The following is a 22810-nucleotide window of genomic DNA, read 5'->3' on the forward strand; positions in this document are numbered from 1 at the left end:
CGGCGATGACGACGCGCTACGAGTACGCCATCGACTTCGACCGCATCGAAGCGATCGATATCCACACCCATGTCGAGATCGACGGGTGCGGGCACCGTTCCCTCGACGACGAGCTCATGGCGGCGTCGGAGAAATACTTCAAGTCCGGTGAGGACCGGACGCCGACCATCGACTCGATCGCCGAACACTACCGCCGGCGGAACATGGCCGCCGTGGTGTTCACTGTCGACGCGCAGTCCGGTAGCGGGCACTCGCCCAACTCCGTCGAGGAGATCGCCGAGAAGGCCGCCGCCCACAACGACGTCCTGATCCCGTTCGGGTCCGTCGACCCGTGGCAGGGCCGAGCGGCGGTGCGCCGCGCCCGCCGTCTCATCGACGAATACGGGGTGAAGGGGTTCAAGTTCCACCCCAGCATGCAGGCATTCGAACCCAACGATCGGGCCTTCTACCCCCTGTACGAGGCACTGGCCGAGGCCGGTGTGCCCGTCCTCTTCCACACCGGCCAGACCGGTATCGGCGCCGGCCTGCCGGGCGGACACGGCATCAAGCTGCGGTACTCCGACCCGATGCTGCTCGACGACGTCGCCGCCGACTTCCCGGACCTCACGCTGATCATGGCGCATCCCGCAGTACCGTGGGCGGATTCCCAGATCGCGATCGCCACGCACAAGGCCAATGTCTATATCGACCTGTCCGGCTGGTCGCCGAAATACTTTCCGCCGCAACTCGTCCGGGCCGCGAACTCGATGCTGAAGTCGAAAGTGCTCTTCGGCTCCGATTTCCCGGTGATCCAGGTGGACCGCTGGATGACCGACTTCGCGAAACTCGAGATCAAGCCGGAGGTCCGGCCGCTGATCTTCAAGGAGAACGCGCTGCGCGCTCTCCACATCGAACGCTGATTCTTTCCGAAATCCCAGGAGACACCATGACCACCACGACCACCACCCGCGTCGCCACGCTGGCCGAACTCGCGGCACTCGAGGGCCAGTCGCTCGGCACGAGCTCCTGGATCGAGGTCCCGCAGCAGCGCATCGACACCTTCGCCGACGCGACCGACGACCGCCAGTGGATCCATGTCGATCCCGAGCGCGCGAAGGCGGAAAGCCCCTTCGGCGGACCGATCGCCCACGGCTACCTGACACTGTCGCTGATCATCCCGATGTGGGACGAGGTCTTGCAGGTCGACAGCGTCACCATGGCGGTCAACTACGGCCTGAACAAGGTGCGCTTCACCAACCCGGTACCCGCGGGCGGCCGCGTGCGCCTGCAGGCCACCCTGAAGAAGGCCGAGGAGCTACCGAAGAACGGTCTGCAGGTCACCGTCGACGCCCTGATCGAACTCGAGGGCGCCGAGCGCCCGGCCGTCGTCGTCGAGGCCGTGTACCGCTTCTTCGAATAGCTCCGCCCGCTTCCGCCCGCCGGAGGCGCGGGCCGCACCGCGCCTCCGGCTTTTCCCATCGAAGGAGTTCCATGCGCAACGAAGGCATCGGTTCCTGGCCGCTGCGGCGGGCCCGCCTGTCTCCCGACAAGGTCGCGCTCACCTTCGGCGGCCGGACCACGACCTACCGTGAACTCGACGACCGGGTCACGCGGTTGGCCCACGGCCTGAGCGGCCTGGGCGTCGGTTCGGGCGACCGGGTGGCCCTGCTCAGCGCGAACCACCCGGGCTATCTCGAAGCGCTGTTCGCCGCGGGACTGCTGGGCGCCACCTTCGTTCCGCTCAACGCCCGGCTGACCGCTGCCGAAATCGAGTACGCGCTGCGCGATTGCGGCGCGTCGGTACTGATCCACTCCGCCGCGACGGGCGATATCGCGACGGGCGCGGCGCACGCCGTGGACCTGCGCGGGCGCGTGGTCCTCGACGGGCCGGACGACCACGGCGCACCGGGTTACGAAAAACTGCTCGCCGCGTCCGCCGCGAGCCGTATCGACGAACCGGTCGGCCACGCCGACCCGTGCTTCATCATGTACACCTCCGGCACCACCGGGCGGCCGAAGGGCGTCGTGCTCACCCACGGCAATATCGTCTTCGCGGTGATGAACGCGGTCATCGATCTGGATCTGCACAGCGACGAGATCGCCCTCGTCTGCGCCCCGCTGTTCCATACCGCCGCCTTGGACATGGTCGCCCTGCCGACCCTGCTCAAAGGTGGAAACGTGCTCATCGAGCCGGGCTTCGACGCCGGCCGGGTGCTCGAGGTGCTCGAACACGACCGTGTCACCTACGCTTTCACCGTACCGACCATGCTCGATCAGATGACCGCACACGACCGCTGGCCCGGCACCGATCTGTCCGGAGTCCGCCGAATCCTCGTCGGCGCCGCCCCGGTACCACCCCGGACTTTGCGCACCTACACCGAACGCGGCGTGAAGATGTGCCAGGGCTACGGGCTCACCGAGGCGGGCCCGGGCACCCTCGTGCTCACCCCCGACAATGCCGAACGCAAACTCGGCACCGCCGGTGTTCCACACTTCTTCACCGACGTACGGATCGTCGATGCGGACGGCCGGGACGTCGCCCCCGGCGAGCGCGGCGAAATACAGATCTCGGGTCCGAACGTCATGCGTCGGTACTGGAACAATCCGCAGGCCACCGCGGACGCGTTCGCCGACGGCCGGTGGTTCCGCTCCGGCGATGTGGGCACGGCGGACGCGGACGGTTTCGTAACGATCGTGGACCGCCTGAAGGACATGATCATCTCCGGCGGCGAGAACATCTACCCCGCCGAGGTCGAGGCCGCGATTCTCGAGATGCCCGGCGTGACGAGTTGCGCCGTGTTCGGCGTGCCCGACCGGAAATGGGGCGAGACCGGCTGCGCGGCGATCACTCTCACGCCCGGGACCGATATCGACCACGAGCGGCTGGCCGACTTCCTGACTCCTCGCCTGGCCAAGTACAAGATCCCGAAATCGATCCTGGTCCTCGACGAGATCCCACGCAACGCGACCGGGAAGATTCGCAAGGACATTCTGCGTTCACGCTACCCACAGGGTGACACCCGGATGCCCGCGGGCGGGGCCGACGACTGAGCGCGGCGCCCCGCGACAGGCAGGCCACCGTTTGCGCCCACCGACGACCCGACTCCGGCGTCGCGGTGGTCTGCCGCCACCCGCGCACCCTCCGGGATGGCCGAGTTGCGCCGCAGCGCCGCGGGTCACGGACCCGCGGCCACCGGAGCCTGCTGAACGGCGACCGCCGACTCGGCGAAACCATGATGCCCGGCCAGCGCCGCCAACTCCGGATCGAACCGGGCGACCATCTCGCGGAAACGGAGTTCGGCCCGGGCGCCCAGGCTGTTGTACACATCGACGACCATTGCCCGGGCCTCGTCCCGTGGCCATCCGGTGGGGAGCAGTTCCGCCGGTAGGTCCGGGTCCAACCCGGGAAACACTCGCCACTCCGTGACGATTTCGGTCCGTAGCCGCAGGGCCTGCGCCGGCGATGCCGTCGACGGGTCCATGGCTTGCCATCTTGGCCGGTATCTCGCGATGAATGCGCGATACCGGTCCGCGAGCGTATCCAGTTCGAACGAACCCGGTACGGCGCCTTCGATTGTCGCGCGCGAAAGCTCATCGCCGCGCAGCACGGTCACACTGTCGATTCCCAGTCCATCCGCCAGCGCGAGGATTTCGCTCCCGCGGTCGTGCGGCGAAACCCACACAGCGTCGAAGAGCGGGGCGAAGTGGTGCCGGCGCAGCCCGTCTCGTAACGCCCGGCGCGCATCCCGGTCTCCCTCGGGTACCGAGAACGCCACCATCGTCCACTTTCCGTCCCATTCGGGAGCGCTCGCGCCGAAGGCGAACAGCCGCCGCATATGCGTGACGAGGACCTCCTGCCCGCCCGGCGGGAGCCCGTAAGCCACCACCCGGCCCTGTCGGGAGGTGGTGAGCAGACCCCGGTCTGCCACTCGGCGCACCGCGGCCCGGGCCGAGGGCGCGGTGATCTCGAACTCTTCCAAAAGCGTTACCAGCGCGCCGGATGGCAGATGTTCCGAGCGCTGGAACCAGTAGTCACCGAGCAGGGTCGTCAACAGGCGCTGCGGCTGCGCTCCCTGCTGCGCGCGCGGAAGGGCGCGTACGGATCCGGCCATCTCGGGCTCCTCACAGTTTTCGATCAGGTCACGGTAGACGATCGCAATAATTACAGATTAATTGACGGTCGTTCACGATTATGTAATAGTCACTCTGCGGAGAATATGTAACCCACACCACAATTCGCCGCGATAGAGATGCACATCGCAGGTCAGGAGCGACATTGTCGTCGACCATTCGCAAGATGCTGATCGCCGCTCTGGCGGTCGTCATGACCGGAGGACTGGCGAGTTGCGCTACCGGCGCGGCGGTCCGTCCGGTGCCCCCACGAGACGGTCCGCCGCAGCGCGGCGGAGAGGCGACCGTGGTGCTGGGCGTGGAAGCCGTGCGCGGTCTGGACCCGGCCCAGCTCTTCAACCTCACCCCGTCCGGGGACGCCAGCCGCATGGCGGCCATCTTCGGCCAACTGCTGTCCATCGACGCCTCCAGCGGGACGGTGTCGCCCGGGCTGGCGGAGTCGATGTCGACCGCGGACCACGGCGCGACGTGGATACTGCGGCTGCGACCGGGACTCCAGTTCTCCGACGGCACCGAATTCGACGCCGAGGCAGTCCTCTACAACTACCGGCGCATCCTCGACCCGGGCGTCAGGTCGCCGTTGGCCCGGCTCCTCGACGGCGTCACCTTCCGGAAGACCGATACCCACACGGTGACGTTCACGCTGAAGCGCACGAACAACAGCTTCGATCGGGTACTGGCCACGAATCTTGCGTATATCGGCTCACCCGCCGCGTTCGCAGCCGACCCGAAGGGTTTCGCGAACAAACCGGTCGGGGCCGGCCCCTTCGTGCTCGAGGAATGGGTGCGCGACGACCATATGACGCTGGCCCGGAATCGGGCCTACTACGCTCCGGATCTGCCCTATCTGGACCGCTTGACGTTCCTTGTCGTCGCCGATCCGATCCAGCGGGTAAACCTGGTGGCCGGCGACCAGGCCCAGGCCGCGGTGCCCGGTTCCGATCTCGGTTACCGCCGGCGAGCCGCACAGAGCAGGCTCTCCGTGACCGAGGCTCCCGCGGGTGGCGGTCCCATGTTCGTCTTCAATACCCGGCAGGGGCCCTTCGCCGACGTCCGAGCGCGGCGCGCCGTCGCGGCCGCCTTGGACCTCGCGGACCTCGCGGCCGTGATCGACCCGGGCTCGTCGGCCCCGGCAGGGCTCTATGGTCAGAACTCACCGTTCACTATGCGCGGCGACGCCCCGCTGGTGCCCTACGATCGCGCAGCCGCGCAAACGCTTTTCGACGAACTGGCAGGCGAGGGCAAGCCGCTGTCGTTCACCATCACCACCGCCCAGAGTGGATTGTTCCGGCGGACAGCCGAGTATCTGCAGAGCAGGCTGGGCACCTTCCGCAACGTCACCGTGACGATAGATATCGTGGACAACGCAACCATGGACCAGCGCGTTTTTCGCAATCGCGACTACGACCTGACCGCCCAGATCGTGCCGGTCGCCGACCCCGAGCCGAATCTCTACAACCTGCTGTACACGAACGGCCAAACCAACTACTCGGGTATCAGCGAGCCGGCCCTCGACGCGGCCCTCGACGCGGCCCGCGCGGCAACCGGCCAACAGGGGCGTGCCGACGCCTACCGAACCGTAGAGACCATCGTCGCGGACCTGCTGCCGGTCCTGCCCTTCCGTGAGCAGGCGGCCTATACCGTCCATCGCCCGGAGTTGATCGGCCTCGAACTCGGCGGCGACGGCACCCTGCTGTACGACAAGATCGGGAACGCGGCCTCATGACAATTCGAAGCACCGTCCCGTCCGTGGCGTCGGCGGAGGTCTCGGGGCCGCGCCGGATACGACTACGCGGCCGCCTCGGCCGGCTCCCCCACTTCGGTGCGGTCCTGCTGCTGGTGACCTTCGGCGCGACCCTGCTCACCAGCCTGCTCCCGGGATCACCGGCCGCGGCCATCCTCGGCCCGACCGCCACCGCGGAGGATATTGCCGCGCTGGAAGCCGAAAACGGTTGGGACCAGCCGCTTCCGCTCCGCTACGTCCGCTGGCTGTTCGGTGCCGTACAGGGCGATTTCGGTACGTCCACGCAATCCGGTGAGCCGGTGCTGGGGGAGATCCTCGCCCGGGTACCGGTGACGCTGGAGCTGAGTCTGCTGGCGCTGGCGATATCACTGCTCATCGCCGTACCCGCGGCCATGTACTCGGCGTCCAAAGAAGGTGCCGCGCTGGACCGGGTGAGCTCGGGCGCCGCCTCGCTGCTCATGTCGACACCGGTCTTCGTCGCCGGTGTCCTGCTGATCTACCTGCTGGCGGTCACCACGGGCTGGTTTCCGATCGCCGGCTGGTCACCGATCGCCGACGGCCTCGGTACCAACCTGATGTTCGCGTTCCTCCCCGCCCTGGCGCTCGCGCTCGGCGAAGCGCCCGCGTTCTTCCGGCTGCTGCGGGCCGATATGATCACCACCCTCAACGAGGACTTCGTCACGACGGCGACAGCGCGGGGCCTGCCGCGCTGGTACATCCTGACCCGGCACGTCATGCGACCTTCATCGTTCTCCTTGCTGACCGTGGCTGCCGTGACATTCGGCCGCCTGCTCGCCGGATCGGTCGTGGTGGAAAGCCTTTTCGCACTACCGGGCGTGGGCAGCCTCGTCCTGCAGGCCATCCCGGCCCGCGACGTCACCCTCGTACAGGGCGTCGTCGTATTCATCGCACTCGTATACGTCCTGATCAATATGGCAGTGGACGGGTTGTACGCATTGCTGGACCCGAGAGTGAGGACCCGATGAACGGTATCGGCTCCATCCCGAAGAGCTCGCGCAAGCGGCCGTTCGTTGCCTATCTCGCACTCGCCTGGCTCACGCTCCTGCTCTGCTGCGCGATATTCGTTCCGCTCCTACCGCTCCCCGATCCGACCGCGCCGGTCGGATCGCCCAGCCTGCCTCCGTTCTCACCGGACGGCCCCCTGCTCGGTACCGACTCCGTGGGGCGATCCGTCGCGGCCCGTTTGATCCACGGCGCGCGGATCTCCCTCGCCATCGGCGTCGGTGCGACCACGCTGGCCTGTGTGGCCGGCGCGTCGCTCGGATTGTGGGCGGCCTATCGACGCGGGCGCGCGGAACGCGGCGTGGCCCTGCTGACCGATACGCTCATGGCTTTTCCGCCGCTGCTGGTATTGCTCGCGCTCGCCGTCGTCACCACGCCGGGCACCGCGACACTGGTCATCGCCCTGGGCATTCTTTTCATTCCGCCCTTTTCGCGGATCGGCAAGGCTGCCGCGCTGGCGGAAATGGGTAAGGAGTACATTCTCGCCGCGCGGGTGCTCGGTGCCACACATTTCCGGGTGATGACGCGGGACCTGCTCCCGAACTGCATGCCCGCCCTGGCGTCGTATTCCGTGGTGGTCATGGCGAATGTGATCGTCATCGAGGGATCGCTGAGCTTTCTCGGGGTCGGCATTCCCCCACCCGCGCCGAGCTGGGGATCGATGATCGCCGCGGGCGAGGACAACCTCACCGAAACTCCCTTCTTGATCGCGCTGCCCTGCCTGGCGATTTTCGCCACCGTCTTCGCGCTGAACAGCCTCGGCGATCGGGTACGCACGCGTCTGTCGGCCGAAAGGTGAACGAGAAAATGACCCCGACACTGCAGGTCGAATCGCTGTCCTGCACGATTCCCACCGCCCGTGGTGACCTGCGTACGCTGCGCGATGTCTCGCTCGTCGTGGAACCGGGCCAGATCCTCGGCCTCGTCGGCGAATCGGGCTGCGGTAAGTCCACTGTGGCGAAGGCGATATCCGGGTCGCTGCCGAAGAAGGTTCGCTGTGACGGCCGTATCCGGTTCCGCGGCACCGATCTGGCGACGCTGAGTGCGCGGCACCGACAGCAACTGCGCGGGCGCCATATCGGCGTCGTATTCCAGGACCCGATGATGGCGTTGAATCCCGTGGTGCCGATCGGCCGCCAGATCGTCGAAGTCATCCGGCACCACCTACCGCTGAACCGCCGCGCGGCCATCGACCGCGCGATCGAGCTGCTGACCCAGGTCGGTGTCGCGGATGCGGCCGCCCGCCTGCGCCTGTATCCGCACCAGTTCTCCGGTGGGCTCCGGCAGCGGATCACCATCGCCGCGGCGCTGGCCTGCGACCCGGAGTTGCTCATCGCCGACGAGGCGACGACCGCACTCGATGTCACGGTACAACGCCAGATCCTCGAGCTGCTCACCGAACTCGCGCTCGCGCGCGGTATGGCGATGATCCTGGTCAGCCACGATCTGGGCGTGGTCGCCCGGCATACGCACGATACCGCCGTCATGTATGCCGGTGAGATCATCGAGCAGGCGCCGACGAAGCAGCTGTTCGCCGCCCCCCGGCACCGGTACACCCAGGCGCTGCTGGCCAGTATTCCGCGAGTGGACCGCGATCCGACCGGACGGCTGCAGGTTATCGAGGGAACACCACCCGACCCGGGGCGGCTCCCGCCCGGCTGCGCCTTCGCGGCGCGGTGCCGGGCGGCGCAACCGGATTGCGCCCAGCCGCTGCCACCGATGAACCACCCGATCACCCGTCGGCACCGATGTGTACATCCCGCGTCCGCTGCCGGGAAGGATATGCGATGACTCTGCTCGAAGTCCGCGATCTCATCAAGAACCACACAGTCGGCGGCCGTACCCTGCAAGCCGTCTCCGGGGTCGGCTTCACGATCGCCGCCGGGGAAACCCTCTCGCTGGTCGGCGAATCCGGGTGCGGAAAGTCCACCGTGGGGCGCTCGATCCTGCAATTGCCCGGGCCGGATTCCGGCAGTGTGCTGTTCGACGGGACCGACCTGACCACGCTCGACGAACGGGCGATGCGGCAGTTCCGGCCCAAACTGCAGATGGTGCTGCAGGACCCGAAAGCAGCCCTCAATCCACGCCGGCGGGTGCGGGACCTGGTGGCGGAGGGACTCGTCATCGCGGGCCGTACGGGCGACCTCGAGGCCGAGATCGACTCCGCGCTGGCGGCGGTCGGGCTGGCCGCCGAGCAGGTCGGTGATCGCAAACCGCGCGAGTTCTCCGGTGGCCAGTGTCAACGCATCGCCATTGCCCGCGCTATCGCGCTCGACCCGGATCTGATCGTCTGCGACGAACCTGTCGCCTCGCTCGATGTGTCCATGAAGGCCCAGGTCATCAATCTCCTCGAAGATCTCAAGTCGCGGCGCAGCCTGGCACTGCTGTTCATCTCGCACGACCTTTCGGTGGTCCGCGCGATCAGCGACCGGGTGGCGGTGATGTACCTGGGACGCATCGTGGAAATCGGCCCGGTCACCGATGTCTACGAGCGGCCGGCCCACCCGTACACCCGGGCACTGCTCGACTCGAGCCCCCTACCCGATCCCGAAGCCCGGCCGCTGGGACCGCCCCTGGCCGGGGAGATACCGTCCCCGCTCGACCCGCCGAGCGGTTGCCGCTTCCGTACCAGATGCCCGCTGGTCCAGGACATCTGTGCGCGGGAAGTGCCCATACCGAGAACGATCGGCAGCGGACATACGGCGGTGTGCCATTTCGCTTCCGGGGCAGCCGCATGAGGCAGGTGACCCGGGAACTGGCCGATTTCGCCGCGACCTGGCACCGCCGCGATATACCGGCGGCCGTATCCGAGCGTGTGCACGCCCATCTCATCGATACCGTCGCCGCCGTCGTCGTGGGTTCCGACCGGCCGTGGACCGGCGCCGTCCGGTCCTACGCGCTGGCGGAATCCGCGGCGGGCCGAAGTAGCGCCGCCGGCGTGCCGACCGGTCTGCGTCCCGAATTCGCGGCCACGGTCAACGCGACCGCGGCACACGGTTTCGAAATAGACGACTACGCGCTCCCCGCACTGTCGCACCCCGGCTGCGTGGTGGTTCCTGCCGCCCTGGCGGTAGCCGAGGAGGTCGGCGCGTCGACCGGCGAGTTCCACACAGCGATAACCATCGGGTACGAAGTCGTGCTGCGCTTGGCGGCGGTCACCACCCCCGCACTGACCAGCGACCGGGGTTTTCATGTGACCAGCGTGCTCGGTGTTATGGGCGCGGCAGCGGCGGCCGGCCGGTTGTGGGGGCTCGATACCGAACGCATGATCCATGCCCTCGGCCTGGCGGCCGCCCAGGCGAGCGGGACCGCCGAGTTCACCCGCAGTGGCGGTGACGTCAAACGCGTGCACGCCGGGATCGCCGCGGCCGGCGGAATACGGGCCGCCGCACTGGCGAGCCACGGTTGTACGGCGCCGGCCCGCTCGATCGAGGGGGAACGCGGCTATCTCCGGGCGTTCTCGGTGGACGCGGACCCGGCGAAAGTCAGTGCCGACCTGGGCCGTACTTGGCTCACCGACCAACTCGCCGTCAAAGTCTACTGCGTATGCGGCGGGCTACAGGCCCCGCTGGCCGGAGTCGGCGCCGTACTGGACTCCGGTGTCACCGCCGCCGATATCGACCACATCCATATCGGACTCGACCGTGCGACCCTCGCCCACGTCGGATCGATCGGACCCCGCCCGGACACCCTGACCTCCGCGCAGCTGAGCGTGCATCACGCGGTGGCCACGATGATCGTGCTGGGCGGAAACGATCCGCACCACTACGCGGAACTGTCCGGCTCGGCCGCGCTGCAGCAGCAGGTGCACCGGCTCGCCGAGCGCGTCAGCGCCTACATCGACGACCGCGCCGAACGGAGCTTCCCCCATCGCTTGATCGCCCAGGTGCGCGTGGATTCCCACACCATGCCGGGTACGACCGTCACGGCCGAAGCACCGGGCACCCCCGCCACCCCCATGACATTCGACGAGATCCGCTCCAAATTCCGTCGCCTGACCACCCCCGTCCTCGGCGCGGAATTCGGTGCCGATCTCCTCGACACGATCGACGGGCCCGCCGGCGACACCTCGACAGGTATCGGTCCGCTCTTGCGGCGCATCCAGGAAGTGAAGGGGCTTTCATGACCGAAATCGAATTGATCGCCGTCGGCGACGTCGGCGCCGAACGCGATAATCCCGCGGAACTGTTCGACTCGGTACGTCACGATATCGCCGCCGCCGATATCGCGTTCTGCCAGCTGGAGATCGCACTGACCGAGCGCGGCACCCGGGTCCCCCATGTCCGCCACACCGCGCGCAGCAGTCCGGCGACCGCGAAGATACTGCGCGAAGCGGGGTTCGGCGTGGTTTCCTGGGCGAGCAACCACTGTATGGACTGGGGCCCCGACGGCTTCTACGACACCATCGACGCCTTGGAAGGACAGGGCACGACGGTGATCGGTGTCGGGCACGACCTCGCGAGCGCACGGCGCATCCGGGTGGTCGAGAGCAGCGGAGTCCGCACCGCGTTCCTGGCGTACTGCAGCATCCTCCCCGAAGGTTACCGGGCCACGGATCGCCGCCCGGGTTGCGCGCCGCTGCGCGCCCACACCGTGTACGAACAGATCGAACGCGATCAACCGGGGACCGGCTGCACAATCCACACCTTCCCCTTCCCCGAAGACCTCGACAATATGGCGGCCGATATCGCCGCGGCCCGCGCGGCGGCCGATGCCGTCGTCGTATCCATGCACTGGGGGCTGCACTTCGTACCCGCCACCCTCGCGCAATACCAGCGAACCGCGGCCCACCGTGCCATCGATGCCGGCGCGGACCTGATCATCGGCCACCACGCCCATATCCTCAAACCGATCGAAATCTACCGGGGCAAGGCGATCTTCTACAGCATCGGCAATTTCGCCATGGACCTGCCCATGACCGAGGAGCACGCGACCCGGCCGAGTTTTCTCGAGATCAAGGCGTTGCATCCGGGCTGGGAGGTCGATTTCGACAGTACATACAACTTTCCGTTCGACTCGCGGAAAACCATCGCCGTGACCGCCGAGATCTCCGAGGAGGGAATCGTGCGGTGCGGTTTCCGACCGGCCTATATCAGCAAGAATTCCGTGCCGGAATTCCTCGGGCCCGAGGACCCGAGGTTCGGGGAAGTCGTCGGATACCTCTCGGAGATCTGTGCGTCGCAGGGTCTGCCGCTCGAGTATTCGGTCCACGGCGATCGCGTGGTGCTGACCGGGTGAACGAATGAAGGTCGCCCACCTGCCGGGGGCCGAACGGCCGGATCTCGATATGAGGGGAGATCCGGCCGTTCGCGTTGTCCGGTCAGAGATTCTTGGTCCGCACCGTCCAGGTGGGGCGGGTGCACAGGCCGCAGGACTCGCCCACGAACTGCGCCCGGGCCTCATCGTTGCCGTGGAGGGTGTAATCGAACCAGTCGGTGACCATCGTGTAGCCCGCGATCAGCATCGGCCCGCTGCTGTCACCCGCGTCCAGGCCGTAGGTCAGACCGTTGTGCCCGGCGGTCTCCTGGGCGACCAGCACCGTCGGCACATCCAGCAGTTCGAAGTTGTCGATACTGTTCTGGCGCGCCTGGTCCTCGGTTCCACCGTTGAACAACAGTGTCGGAACCTCGATCTCGGCCAGCTCGGCACGCTCGAACCCGAAACGCCGGTGCGGGAAGAAACCGGTGTTCAGGCCCGCCACCGAATCGACCCGGGGATCGGCGGCGGCCAGCAGTGCCTCCACGCCGCCACACGATGTGCCCATCACGCCGATCTTGCCGGTATCGACCTTACCGTCGAGCTGGGCACCACCGGTATCGGAGTCGGTGGCCCAGTCGATCGCCTCGGTCAGCCGGTCCGGGCGGGCGAGGGTGTCGTCGGGTAGCTGGTCGATGGGTTGCTCGTCGGGGGCCCCGTTCGCGATCACGATGTAGCCCTGGGCGGCGATACCGGTCAGGAAGCTGGTGGTCGAGATATTGCTGGTGCGGCAGCCGCCGTTGGCCCAGGCCAGGATTGGGACGCTGCCGTCGGGAAAGGCGTCCAGTTCCGCGGGGCGGAACACGGTGTGCCCGGCCAGGCCGGCGGTCGCCTCGCGGACGGTGGGGTGATAGTCGTCTCGGGCATCGGCGACCAGTGTGGGACCGGGCGTACTCGGCTCGGTGCCGCAGGCGGTCGCGAGCCCGCCGGCCACGGCGAATACGCACAGTAGCGCGGCGCTTCGGGAAAATTTCACGGTTCGATCTTCTGGCGAGGACGGGACGATGATCAGGGCTTCACGACGGGCAGCTGGACCAGCGATGGCTGTGCCGGATCGGTGACGACCTCGATGGTCGACCCGTGGGCATCGGCCAGTGGGATGCTCTCCCGGTGGTCGTAGCCGGTGACGGTGATCTGCATCCGATGTCCTTCGCGGAACACATATGACAGGGGGAGGATGTCGAAACGCAGGCGCGCGGCCACCCCGGGAGTCAGCGGCCGAGCGTCCTCCCGGTAGGACCGGTGATACGGAACCCCGGGCGGAAGCGCGTACGGGGCCTCACCTTCCGCGCGCAACGCGGCGGTGAGCCGGCCCTCGGTGACCACCGATACCGTGCCGTCCGGTGCCACATCTTCGACGTAGGCGAAGATATGGGCGTCGGGACGGTCGACCCGGACGGTCAGATCCGCCAGCGGGGTACCGGTCACCTCGGTATCCCGGGTGAGGAGCGCGCTCGTGTACGACGTTCCCTCCCCACCGGTATGACATGGTTGAACCGTCGATCCCGAGCCGGCCTCGGGGCATTCGACCGCGGTGTTCACGGTGAACTTCCGGCTGCCGGTGGCCTGCGAGCCGAGTACCCCGTCGCCGCCGAGCACGAAATCGGTGCGGCCGGAATCGGTGGGCGGCCAGGCCTGCGCCTCCCGCCAGTCGATCGCGCCGGTGGGATTGCCGATATCGGAGACGGTGGCGTAGCGGATGGGCGGAGCTTCGTCGAGTCCCGTATCGATACCTTTGAGGTGTTCGTCGAAGAAACGGTGCGCCTCCTGGACGAGGGCGAGCCCGGGATTTTCGCAGTGCAGCCACGGACCGATCAACAGTTTCGATCCGGAGGTGTTCAGTGCAGTGACGATTCCTTGGTCCCGGAACTCGTCGCGCCAGCCGCCCACGATGTAGAGCGGGACCTGGGATTCCCGGATCTGGGCCGCGTAGGTGCTCAGGCTGCCCTCCGCCCAGAATCGGGAGCCGACCAGCGGGGAGAAGTCGTCCCGATAGGGCATCCCGGCCCACATCTGCGCCAGCGGGGTCGACTTCTGGTGTTCTTCGGCGGCCTGGCGCAGCAGCGTCTTGTCCTCGTCGCCGTCCACGGGCGTGACCTTGATATCGTCGGCCACCGTCCGAGTAGGTCCGTAGCCCCACTGGGCCGCGATCCCGCCCCGCCGCATCGCGTCGAACTTGTTCCAGGAGAAGCAGCCGGCGAAGGCGGCCTTCAGGTGCGGGGGCCGCATCGAGACCGCGTGCATGGCCGCGTCGCCGGTGTTCGAACATCCGTAGATGCCGACCTGTCCGTTGGACCAGGGCTGGGTGGCCAGCCATTCGGTGACGTCGTAGGCGTCCTGCGCCTCGACCCGGTCGTGGTAGCCGCGCCGGACACCGAACGATTGACCGTTACCGCGCCGCGCGACCTGGGCGATCACGTAGCCGTGTTCGGTCAGGGCGGTGAGATTCGAATAGCCGGCCTCCCGCGGTCCCACACCGTCTTTGGGGCTGGGGTAGATATCGAGCTTGTGATGCCAGATCACCGGGAACCGGCCATCGACCGACCGCCCGTCGGTGGCGGGTCGCGACAGCAGGACCGCCAGGCGCGTTCCGTCGGTCATCGGTAGATAGAAGGTTTCGGTGATCGCCTCGGTGTACTGCTTGCCGGGTGCGTAATCGGCGAAACCCGCCTGTACGGTATCGGTTTCCTCCGCGCGCGTGACCACTGCGAACAGCGCGCCCGCGACAACCAGCAGGCCGACGAGACCTGCGATAGGCCAGCGAAATCTGGACATACTCATCTCCTTGAATTGTCATGACGACAACGGTTCTCGCCTCGACGCGGCGGCTAGCGAAGAAGCGGAGTGTGTTCGGGCGCGGCATGCGGCTTCCGGTTGCCGCCCCACGCCAGCACGGCACCGCACACCAGACAGGCGACCGTCCCGACGAGCAGGGCCACGCGCGCCGACGTGCTGTCGATGATCGAGCCGGCGATCAGGGCTCCGATGGGGGCGACACCGACACTGCTCATCGTGAGCAGCCCGGCGGACCGCCCGAGCAGGCCGGGGGGACTCAGCAGTTGCACCGTGCTGTTCAGCGAACTCTGGAACGCGCCCAGGCCGAGGCCGATGAGCGGCGAGATCAGCAGGAACACCGCCGCATTCGGCGAGAGGGCGGCCGATCCCAGCGAGATTCCGAGCACGGCCGTGGCCAGAGCCACCACTCGGGTTCCCTGGTGCGCGGTCGCCGAGACGATCAGTCCACCGACCACCGCACCCACGGCGTTCAGTGTGTGCGCGGCGCCCAGCTGGGCCGGAGCGCCGGCGAGAGTGATGGTGACCATGGCGGTGACCACGACCATGAAGTTCATCGCCAGGACCGTGACGGCGATATTGGTGCCGAACAGCCTGCGCAGCACCGGGTCGCCGAGCAGCGTCCGCACCGCTCCCTTGTCCCCGCCGCGGGAACGGATTCGTCTCTCCGCGAGGGCTTTCGGGTCCACGATGCACAATGCGAGCAGTACACCGGAGTAGGTGAGCGCATTGACCGTGAAACAGATCACCGCGCCCCCGATGGCATAGGTCAGGCCCGCCAGTCCAGGGCCCAGTGAGCGGGCGGCGGACAGCGCGACGGTGTTCAGCGATACCGCCGGGCCCAGCTCCCGAGCGCCGACGAGTTCGTAGAGGAACGCCTGCCCCGCGGTGCGGTCGAAGGCCTGCACGATCCCGCTCAGCGCCACGAGTCCGAGCAGCGTCACGAGTTCGTCGTGACCCGAGGCGGCGGCGCCGGCCAACGCTCCGGCGCACAGCGCCATGAGCGGCGTGGTGACGAAGAGTATCGTGCGCGGCCGGAAGCGGTCGGCCACCGCACCGGCCGGCGCCGAGAGCACCAGCATCGGGGTGAACTGGCATACCGCGACCAGCGACAGTGCCAGCGCGCTCTCGGTGGTTTGCACGATCCACAGGCTCAACGCCAGATTCTGGAACCACACACCGGTGTTGGCGAAGATCTGGCCGCAGAAGTACAGCACGAAGTTCCGCCGACGCAGCGGTGGCGGTAGGAAGCGAGACATGGGCTCAGTCGAGAACGCGGTGCTTCAGGAAATCGCCGATGGCGGTTTCCAGCGCCGCCGCGGCGGCACCCCGGGAATCGGCATTGTTGGTGCGGATCTCCAGGACGGGAATACCGGCGCGCTCCAGCGCCTCGGTGGTGAACGACGATCCCGGGACATCGTCGGCCACCAGGTGCACCACTGCGTCGACACCGTGACTCTGCGCTTCCTTGACATACCACTGCGATGACCACGGTGGCGTGTAGAGCTGGTCGGTGAAGCCGGTGAAGCGGGCCGCGAGGGCGCGCATCGGATCTCCCCCGTAGCGGGCGTAGCCGTCGGCCGCGATCGCGAGGTACATCGACCAGACGAACACCGCGCCGTATTTCTCCTGGAAGCGCTGGTACAGACCGAGATCGAACCAGAGACCGCGGCCGATCCACATCAACCGCACCCGCTCCCCCGGACATACCGCGCGACCGTCGCGCACCGCCGCCTCCACCTCGTGGAACAGCTCGCGAGCCGCGTCCCGGGCCCAGACGCTCCCGCGATGCCACTGCGGGATCATCACGGCGGGAATACTGTCGTTGATGGAGACCGGGGTGGGCCGGGTGGCGGCGATCAGGTCCCGGGTCCGCTTGTTCCATTCGGCCTGCTCGTTGACCAGCGTCATCACCTCGGCGAGCCGGTCGATATCGAACGTGCGCCCGGTGCGCGCGGTGAGGAATTCGACGAGCTGCCAGTTCTCGCTGGTCATCAGGTCGAGGCGATCGCTCGCATAGACCCGTTCCCAGTCGTGCCCGACGAGCTCCCACCAATTGTCCGGAGTCGTGGTGGCCGATGAACGCTCGAACGGGAAGAACTCCGTATCGGGATGTTCGGCCCACAGGTCGAACACCTTGCGGGTGGCGTCGCCGCTGCATTCGGCGATGACGAACCGGGGCCTGGGCAGGCCGCCCCACGGTGCGTCCGCGCCGAGCAGGTCCATGGACCCGAGACCGATCGCGTCGTATTGCAGGGAATCGTCCGGGTAACCCCGCACGGCGATATTGTGCAGGGCCGTCGGCCCCATCCGCTTGGCCGACACCACCGAGGCCCACCACTGGTTCACCACATACGGGATCCCCATGGCACGCAATATTTCCTGCGGCGCGTCGGCGTTCACCAGAGCCAGCGGGGCGCCCGCGGCGACCTCCGCGCGCATCCGGGCAAACCACTGCTTCTGGTACGCGGTCGCGGCCGTGGCCGCGGCCAGTCGGTCCGGCGAGGCGGTATGCGGTGCGTTCATGGTGCCGTAGCCTCACAATCTTCACGGATGAGCAACTCGACGGCGGTGCCGAGCTCGTCCGCCGACCAGATGTGGGCGGCGACCGGCAGCCTCACCACGCGGGCGTGCGAACCCAGTTCCCGGATCAGCCCCGGCCGGTCCCATCCGGGCGCCGGATCGTGGTCGCGGCCGACCGAGAGCACCACCGAGGCGCCGCAGCGGCGGACGCGGTCCGCGCTGTAGCGCGCACGCTCGGCCAGGCCCGAGGTCTGGGCCATGGGCCCGGCGTGCAGGCGGTGGCCGGCGATCTCGGCGTAGGCGGTGGGCAGGTCGGTGACTTCGGCGGGCGTATCCCAGAGATCGGCCACCGGGTCACCCCAGTTGTGGTCCTCACCGGCCACGAACAGTCCGGCGGCTTCCAGCCGGTCGTACACCGAAACCTGGTCGACTGTGCTTCCGGTGAGGAAAACCCGGCACCGGCCCTCGGCCGGTCCTTCGGATGCGGAGTCGGGGTCCGGCCGGGAGCGGGTCGCACCGAGTCCCGCGTCCATCGACGCCAGGCAGCCGGCCGGTGTCCGGGTCTGGGCGAGTGTGTACACGCGCAGCGCGGTCGCACCGGTCACGGCGCCCGCGGCCCGGCGGGCGCGCACCGTACGCAGCGCTGCGGCGAGTTCGGCCCGGAGCTTCCGAGCGGTGTACAGGTTCTGCGGGGTGAGGCCGGTACCGGTCCAGCCGGCGACGGTATCGGCCATCTCGGCGAGCTGACCGGCGTTGTAGTCGCGGGTCGATGCCCGCGGTAGGTGCAGCAGGTCGACGAGGTGTACGTCCGGCACCGCGCGGCCCTGTTGTGCGAGCATCCGCAGCACGTAGAACAGGCGCAGTGCGGCCTGCGAGTCGCGGGAGACCACCAGCCCGCGCAGGAAGCCCGCTTCGCCGGTGAGGATACTGTCGAGAATCGAGTGGGCGACCGAATCCACGGCGGCCCCCAGTAATCGGACGGCCTCCGCACCGGCCGGGCGGTCGGCACCGGACAGCCGGAAGGCGTGCCCCCCGGCAGCCTCGATGATCTCGACCGGCACATCGCCGCCGACCACACCGATCACCGGGCGATCGGAACCGGCGGAGTCGGGCACAAGCAAACCGGAGGCCGAACCAAAGGCACCGCCGGCGGGCTGCTCCTGGTGCCCCGGCTCCGGCGGATCCGCGCTCACAGCACCTTGCTTTCCGACAAGGTGGCGATGCGCGCGGCGTCGTACCCGAGCAGCCCGGCGAGTACCTCGTGATTGTGCGCGCCCAGGGCGGGCGCGGGCCGGTCGAGACCGGTATCGCTGTCGGACATGGTGATCGGCAGACCGCTGCCCCAGAGCTCGACGATATCGCCGTAGCTGGGGTGGCGCAGCGGCACCACCTCACCGCGCTGTCGCACGAGCGGATCGCGGACCGCGGCGTGCGGTGCACGAACCTCCGCGCACGGTGCGCCGTGGTGCTCGAGTTCCGCGATAACCTTCGCCACCGGCTTGTCCGCCGCCCATTGCGCGATCATCGCGTGCAGTTCGTCGGCGTGGTGCACCCGGCCGTCCCGCTTCTCGAACCGCGGATCGGTGATCAGATCGGGGCGACCGATCGCGGTGAGCACGCCGTGGGCGAACGGGTCGGTGGGTCCGCAGATCGCGAAGTGCCCGTCCACGGCGGCGAAGATACCGAACGGCGCCAGCCGCGGCACCATATCGCCGGTGCGGATGGGGAGACCGATCATCTCGAAGGCGTCGAAGGGTTCGGCGGCGACCAGCGAGGTGAGCGCGCCCAGCATGGAGACATCGACATGCTGGCCCCGTCCGGTCTGTCCGGCCTGGATCACCGCCGACAGCGTGCCGATCACCGCGAACAGCGGGGCGAGCAGATCGCCGATCGGCAGGCCGAACCGGACAGGAGGATCGCCGGGGCCCCCGGCCGTCATCATGACCCCGCTGAGGGCCTGGATGATCGTATCCATCGCCTTGCCGGTGCCCGGACCACCTTGGCTGCCGAACCCACTGATGGAGGTGTAGACCACCGCCGGATTCACCGCGGCGACGGCAGCATGATCGATACCCAGGCGCGCGGTGACACCGGCGCTGTAGTTCTCGACAACGATATCCGCGTGCGCGACCAGATCGAAGAACACCTCCCGGCCGGCCGGATTCTTCAAATCGAGGGTGATCGACTCCTTGTTGCGGCCGCGCGCGAGCATCGACACCGACATGTCCTCATCGGAGGTGCGCCGCACCGAAAGTCCGTCGCGGGTGACATACGGGGAGTTGTTACGCGCGGCGTCCCCGCCCCGCTCCGGGTTCTCGATTTTGATCACCCGGGCGCCGAGTCCCGCGAGCAGCAGCGTCGCGTAAGGGCCCGCCAGCGCCGTCGTCAGGTCGAGCACGATCTTGCCGTCGAGGGGCCGCTGAGCCATCAGGGTGTCCTTTGCTGTGCGTCGGGCTCGGCCACGGTCACCAGATCGCCGCCGCGCTGGAAATCGGTATCGAAACCTGCTGCCCGGGTGATGTTTTCGATGTAGTCCACGACCTCGGCGCCGCGAGGATCGTCCGGCGTCAACGGGACCGGACGGGCGTCGTCGTCGATCCAGCAGGGCACGAATCCCGCACGGACCATGCCCTGCGGGCCGAAGGTGCACGACGCGATCGCGGTGTTGCGGCTTTCCGGGTGGAACGGATAGGCCGGCATGGCCGGATCCGGAACAAAACCGAACATCTGCTGCCGGCGCGCGGCCCAGGCGCGGCGCTCCGCGGAGTCACCACCGACCGGAGTCAGCGCATGCGTCACAGTGACGAAGTTGCCGAGACCGTGGAAGATCGGCTTACCCCGGTACATTTCGATACCGCGCATGATGTGTGCGTGATGCCCGATCACCATATCGGCGCCCGCGTCGACCGCGGCCTGGGCGAGCGGTGATTCGTAATCGGCGAGGACCGCGGGAGTATGACCGATCCCCTTGTGCAGAGCGACGACCACGATATCCACTTCCGCCCGCAACGCCCGGATATCGAACTTCATCTGCGCGAGACTGTCCGGTGCCACGAAGGTGTAGACCGTGGGCGGCCCACCGGGAGTCGCCGATTCGAGTTCGTAGTGGGTGAGCACTTTGACGTAGGCCGCGCCGGCTTTCTGTGATGCCGCCCATGAATCGCGCGGGCCCACGCAGTTGAAGCTGAGCACACCGATGCGCAGCATGCCCGTCTCGTGCACGGCGGGTTCGCGGGCGGCGGCGAGGTTCGCTCCCCCACCCGCGGTTTTCAGCCCGGCCGCCCGGGAGTGCCGGATAGTGTCGAGGACGCCGTCGGTGCCTACGTCGTAGAGATGGTTCCCGGCGAGGGTGACGATCGCGAAACCGGCATCGGCGACGGCATCGAGCGCTGCCGGATCGGCCGGCGGCGCCGGCACATCGGTGCTGGCCTGGACGGTGCTGGTCGAATGCGGGACCTCGATATGACCGATCGCGAGATCGGCGGCCCGCAGTACCTCCGTGCTCGGCGCGAAATAGGATGCGGGATCCGGCTCGTCGAGGACGAGGTCGCCGACGGCGAGGATCGTGCAGGTGCCGCTCATCGGGCCTCCTCGGCGAGTTCGATTACCTGTCCGGCCCCGCGGGATTCGTTGAAGCGGCTGAGGAACCGTTGCAGCCGCTCGGTCTGTGGTCGTTCGAAGAACTCTGCGGCAGCGTTCTGCTCGACGACCTTCCCGTCGACCATGAACACGCAACGGTCGGCGACCTGGCGGGCGAATTCCATTTCGTGGGTGACCACGACCATGGTCAAACCCGAACGGGCGAGATCTTTGATCACGGTCAGCACCTCCTCGACCAACTCGGGGTCCAAGGCGCTGGTCGGCTCGTCGAACAACAGCACCCGCGGCCGGGTGGCCACCGAGCGGGCGATCGCGACACGCTGCTGCTGGCCGCCGGACAGTTGCCGCGGATAGGCGTTCGCCTTGTCGGGCAGGCCTACTTTCTGCAGGAGGGTTTCGGCTCGCTCGCGGGCGGCGTCCTTCGACATCCCGTGCACCGCCACCGCGGCCTCGGTGATATTGCGCAGCACGGTCCAGTGCGGGAACAGGTTGAACTGCTGGAAAACCATGCCCATCCGGCGCCGCTGTGCGGCGATATCGTCCTCGGACAGCGGCCGCAGGGCACCGTGTTTATGCGCGAAGCCCAGGAGTTCGCCATCGAGATGGATAGACCCGCCGTCGATCTTCTCCAACTGGTCGATACAGCGCACCAGCGTGGACTTGCCCGATCCGGAGGGGCCGAGGATGACGACCACCTCCCCTTCGGCGACGGTGAGGTCCACACCGTCCAGCGCCGGACGGCCGTGATAGACCTTGCGCAGGTTCGACACCTGCACCACAGGCGTGGCGGCCTGATCGCTCATCGAACGTTCCTTCCACGATTCAGCGCGCTGCGCCACAAACCCGGCCGGTTATCGTCGCGCCGTTCACCGCGGCCGTAACGGCGTTCGAGCCGGCGCTGGAAAACCGTGAGCAGCGAAACCACGGCCAGATACCAGAGACAGGCGACTATCAGCAGCGGCACCACCTGGTAGGTGCGGTTGTAGATGAGCTGCACCGAGAACAGGAGATCGGTCATGGCGATCACCGAGACCAGCGAGGTGCCTTTGAGCAGCGAGATGAACTGGTTGCCGGTCGGCGGGACGATCACCCGCATCGCCTGCGGCAGGATGATGCGCGAGAACGTCCGCCAGCGGCTGAAACCCATGGCCATCGCCGCGTCCCGCTGGCCGGCGTCGACCGCACCGATACCGGAGCGGATGATCTCCGACATATAGGCGGCTTCGTGCAGGCTCAACCCGATCAATGCGGCGGTGAGCGGACTGATCAACTCGGTCGACGACCACGAGGCGAAGGTCGGACCGAACGGTATGCCGATCGACAGCTGCGGCAGCAGGTACGCCAGGTTGAACCAGAAGATCAACTGAACCAGCGGCGGGATACCCCGGAAAATCGCCACATACCCTTGGCACACCAGGCGTACCGGCCAGAAGTCATTGTTCTGGCCCGCGGCCAGCGCCACGCCCAGCAGCGAACCGACCACCATGCCGATCACGGTGATGAACACCGACATGGCCAGCCCCTTCAGGACCGTAGGGTAGAAAAGGTAGCCCCAGACGATATCCCAGCCGAACCGCTCGTTCGTCACGATGAAATTCACGAGCTGCGCGGCAAGCACCAGCAGGACCACCGAGACGATCCACCGCAGGGGGCGCAGGCGGGGCCTGGCCGCGGAAACATCGTCGGCGACGGATACGGTCGCCGGGGGCCGCTCGGTCAGGGATGCGGTCATCGCGTTTCCTTGTTCGTCGGACATGGGAG

20 protein-coding genes are annotated in these 22810 nt (G+C 67.6%); 10 read left to right on the forward strand and 10 right to left on the reverse strand.

The window, feature by feature from the left end; translation table 11 throughout:
• Positions 1 to 5 precede the first annotated feature (5 nt).
• The 3 genes from couO to AB0H42_RS09070 all read left to right on the forward strand — a co-directional run bounded on the left by couO (position 6) and on the right by AB0H42_RS09070 (position 3030).
• Complete coding sequence (gene couO / locus AB0H42_RS09060; RefSeq protein WP_357052093.1) at positions 6 to 899, forward strand: 4-hydroxyphenyl-beta-ketoacyl-CoA hydrolase; 894 nt, start codon at positions 6 to 8, stop codon at positions 897 to 899.
• A 26-nt stretch (positions 900 to 925) separates the two neighbouring features.
• Positions 926 to 1399, forward strand: coding sequence for a p-hydroxycinnamoyl-CoA hydratase (couM, locus tag AB0H42_RS09065; RefSeq protein WP_357052096.1), 474 nt, complete (start codon positions 926 to 928; stop codon positions 1397 to 1399).
• A 71-nt stretch (positions 1400 to 1470) separates the two neighbouring features.
• The gene (locus tag AB0H42_RS09070; protein WP_357052099.1) at positions 1471 to 3030 is read left to right on the forward strand and encodes a long-chain fatty acid--CoA ligase; all 1560 of its coding nucleotides are present in this window, start codon (positions 1471 to 1473) and stop codon (positions 3028 to 3030) included.
• A 125-nt stretch (positions 3031 to 3155) separates the two neighbouring features.
• Here AB0H42_RS09070 and AB0H42_RS09075 read toward each other — a convergent pair whose 3' ends face one another.
• Positions 3156 to 4091, reverse strand: a complete 936-nt coding sequence (locus tag AB0H42_RS09075) for a PaaX family transcriptional regulator C-terminal domain-containing protein (RefSeq protein WP_357052102.1) — start codon at positions 4089 to 4091, stop codon at positions 3156 to 3158.
• Between the two features lie 164 nt (positions 4092 to 4255).
• On the opposite strand from AB0H42_RS09075, the gene AB0H42_RS09080 reads away from it, so the two are divergent.
• From AB0H42_RS09080 to AB0H42_RS09110, 7 genes are read left to right on the forward strand one after another with little or no spacing between them, the layout of a single operon-like run.
• A complete protein-coding gene (locus AB0H42_RS09080; RefSeq protein ID WP_357052105.1) occupies positions 4256 to 5836 on the forward strand; it encodes an ABC transporter substrate-binding protein in 1581 nt (526 codons plus the stop codon).
• On the forward strand, positions 5833 to 6840 hold the full coding sequence (locus AB0H42_RS09085) for an ABC transporter permease (RefSeq protein ID WP_357052108.1): 1008 nt from the start codon (positions 5833 to 5835) through the stop codon (positions 6838 to 6840). The genes AB0H42_RS09080 and AB0H42_RS09085 overlap by 4 nt, the downstream gene beginning before the upstream one ends.
• Positions 6837 to 7676: an ABC transporter permease gene (locus AB0H42_RS09090; protein WP_357052111.1), complete on the forward strand. Its 840-nt coding sequence runs from the start codon at positions 6837 to 6839 to the stop codon at positions 7674 to 7676. The genes AB0H42_RS09085 and AB0H42_RS09090 overlap by 4 nt, the downstream gene beginning before the upstream one ends.
• A gap of 8 nt (positions 7677 to 7684) precedes the next feature.
• Entirely contained in the window at positions 7685 to 8668 is a 984-nt protein-coding gene (locus AB0H42_RS09095) for an ABC transporter ATP-binding protein (protein WP_357052115.1), read from the forward strand.
• Entirely contained in the window at positions 8665 to 9615 is a 951-nt protein-coding gene (locus tag AB0H42_RS09100) for an ABC transporter ATP-binding protein (protein ID WP_357052118.1), read from the forward strand. The genes AB0H42_RS09095 and AB0H42_RS09100 overlap by 4 nt, the downstream gene beginning before the upstream one ends.
• Positions 9612 to 11003 carry an MmgE/PrpD family protein gene (locus tag AB0H42_RS09105; protein WP_357052121.1) on the forward strand — a complete coding sequence of 464 codons (1392 nt, stop codon included), beginning with the start codon at positions 9612 to 9614 and terminating at the stop codon, positions 11001 to 11003. The genes AB0H42_RS09100 and AB0H42_RS09105 overlap by 4 nt, the downstream gene beginning before the upstream one ends.
• Entirely contained in the window at positions 11000 to 12115 is a 1116-nt protein-coding gene (locus AB0H42_RS09110; protein ID WP_357052124.1) for a CapA family protein, read from the forward strand. The genes AB0H42_RS09105 and AB0H42_RS09110 overlap by 4 nt, the downstream gene beginning before the upstream one ends.
• An 82-nt stretch (positions 12116 to 12197) precedes the next feature.
• On the opposite strand, the gene AB0H42_RS09115 is transcribed toward AB0H42_RS09110, so the two are convergent.
• The 9 genes from AB0H42_RS09115 to AB0H42_RS09155 form a co-directional block, all read right to left on the reverse strand.
• On the reverse strand, positions 12198 to 13109 hold the full coding sequence (locus AB0H42_RS09115; protein ID WP_357052127.1) for a hypothetical protein: 912 nt from the start codon (positions 13107 to 13109) through the stop codon (positions 12198 to 12200).
• Positions 13110 to 13141: 32 nt separating this feature from the next.
• Positions 13142 to 14908, reverse strand: a complete 1767-nt coding sequence (locus AB0H42_RS09120; protein WP_357052131.1) for a CocE/NonD family hydrolase — start codon at positions 14906 to 14908, stop codon at positions 13142 to 13144.
• 53 nt (positions 14909 to 14961) lie between these two features.
• Positions 14962 to 16185, reverse strand: coding sequence for an MFS transporter (locus tag AB0H42_RS09125; protein WP_357052134.1), 1224 nt, complete (start codon positions 16183 to 16185; stop codon positions 14962 to 14964).
• A 4-nt stretch (positions 16186 to 16189) separates the two neighbouring features.
• Complete coding sequence (locus AB0H42_RS09130; protein ID WP_357052137.1) at positions 16190 to 17452, reverse strand: 2-hydroxyacyl-CoA dehydratase family protein; 1263 nt, start codon at positions 17450 to 17452, stop codon at positions 16190 to 16192.
• On the reverse strand, positions 17449 to 18564 hold the full coding sequence (locus AB0H42_RS09135) for a 2-hydroxyacyl-CoA dehydratase family protein (RefSeq protein ID WP_357052140.1): 1116 nt from the start codon (positions 18562 to 18564) through the stop codon (positions 17449 to 17451). Before AB0H42_RS09135 ends, AB0H42_RS09130 begins: the two co-directional genes overlap by 4 nt.
• Before the next feature lie 74 nt (positions 18565 to 18638).
• A complete protein-coding gene (locus AB0H42_RS09140; RefSeq protein ID WP_357052143.1) occupies positions 18639 to 19877 on the reverse strand; it encodes a CoA transferase in 1239 nt (412 codons plus the stop codon).
• On the reverse strand, positions 19877 to 21031 hold the full coding sequence (locus tag AB0H42_RS09145; RefSeq protein WP_357052146.1) for a CapA family protein: 1155 nt from the start codon (positions 21029 to 21031) through the stop codon (positions 19877 to 19879). Before AB0H42_RS09145 ends, AB0H42_RS09140 begins: the two co-directional genes overlap by 1 nt.
• The gene (locus tag AB0H42_RS09150) at positions 21028 to 21852 is read right to left on the reverse strand and encodes an amino acid ABC transporter ATP-binding protein (protein ID WP_357052149.1); all 825 of its coding nucleotides are present in this window, start codon (positions 21850 to 21852) and stop codon (positions 21028 to 21030) included. The genes AB0H42_RS09145 and AB0H42_RS09150 overlap by 4 nt, the downstream gene beginning before the upstream one ends.
• Positions 21849 to 22781 carry an amino acid ABC transporter permease gene (locus tag AB0H42_RS09155; protein WP_357052152.1) on the reverse strand — a complete coding sequence of 311 codons (933 nt, stop codon included), beginning with the start codon at positions 22779 to 22781 and terminating at the stop codon, positions 21849 to 21851. The genes AB0H42_RS09150 and AB0H42_RS09155 overlap by 4 nt, the downstream gene beginning before the upstream one ends.
• Between the last annotated feature and the right edge of the window lie 29 nt (positions 22782 to 22810).

This window comes from Nocardia sp. NPDC050799 (genome assembly GCF_040654015.1).
Taxonomy (GTDB): Bacteria; Actinomycetota; Actinomycetes; order Mycobacteriales; family Mycobacteriaceae; genus Nocardia.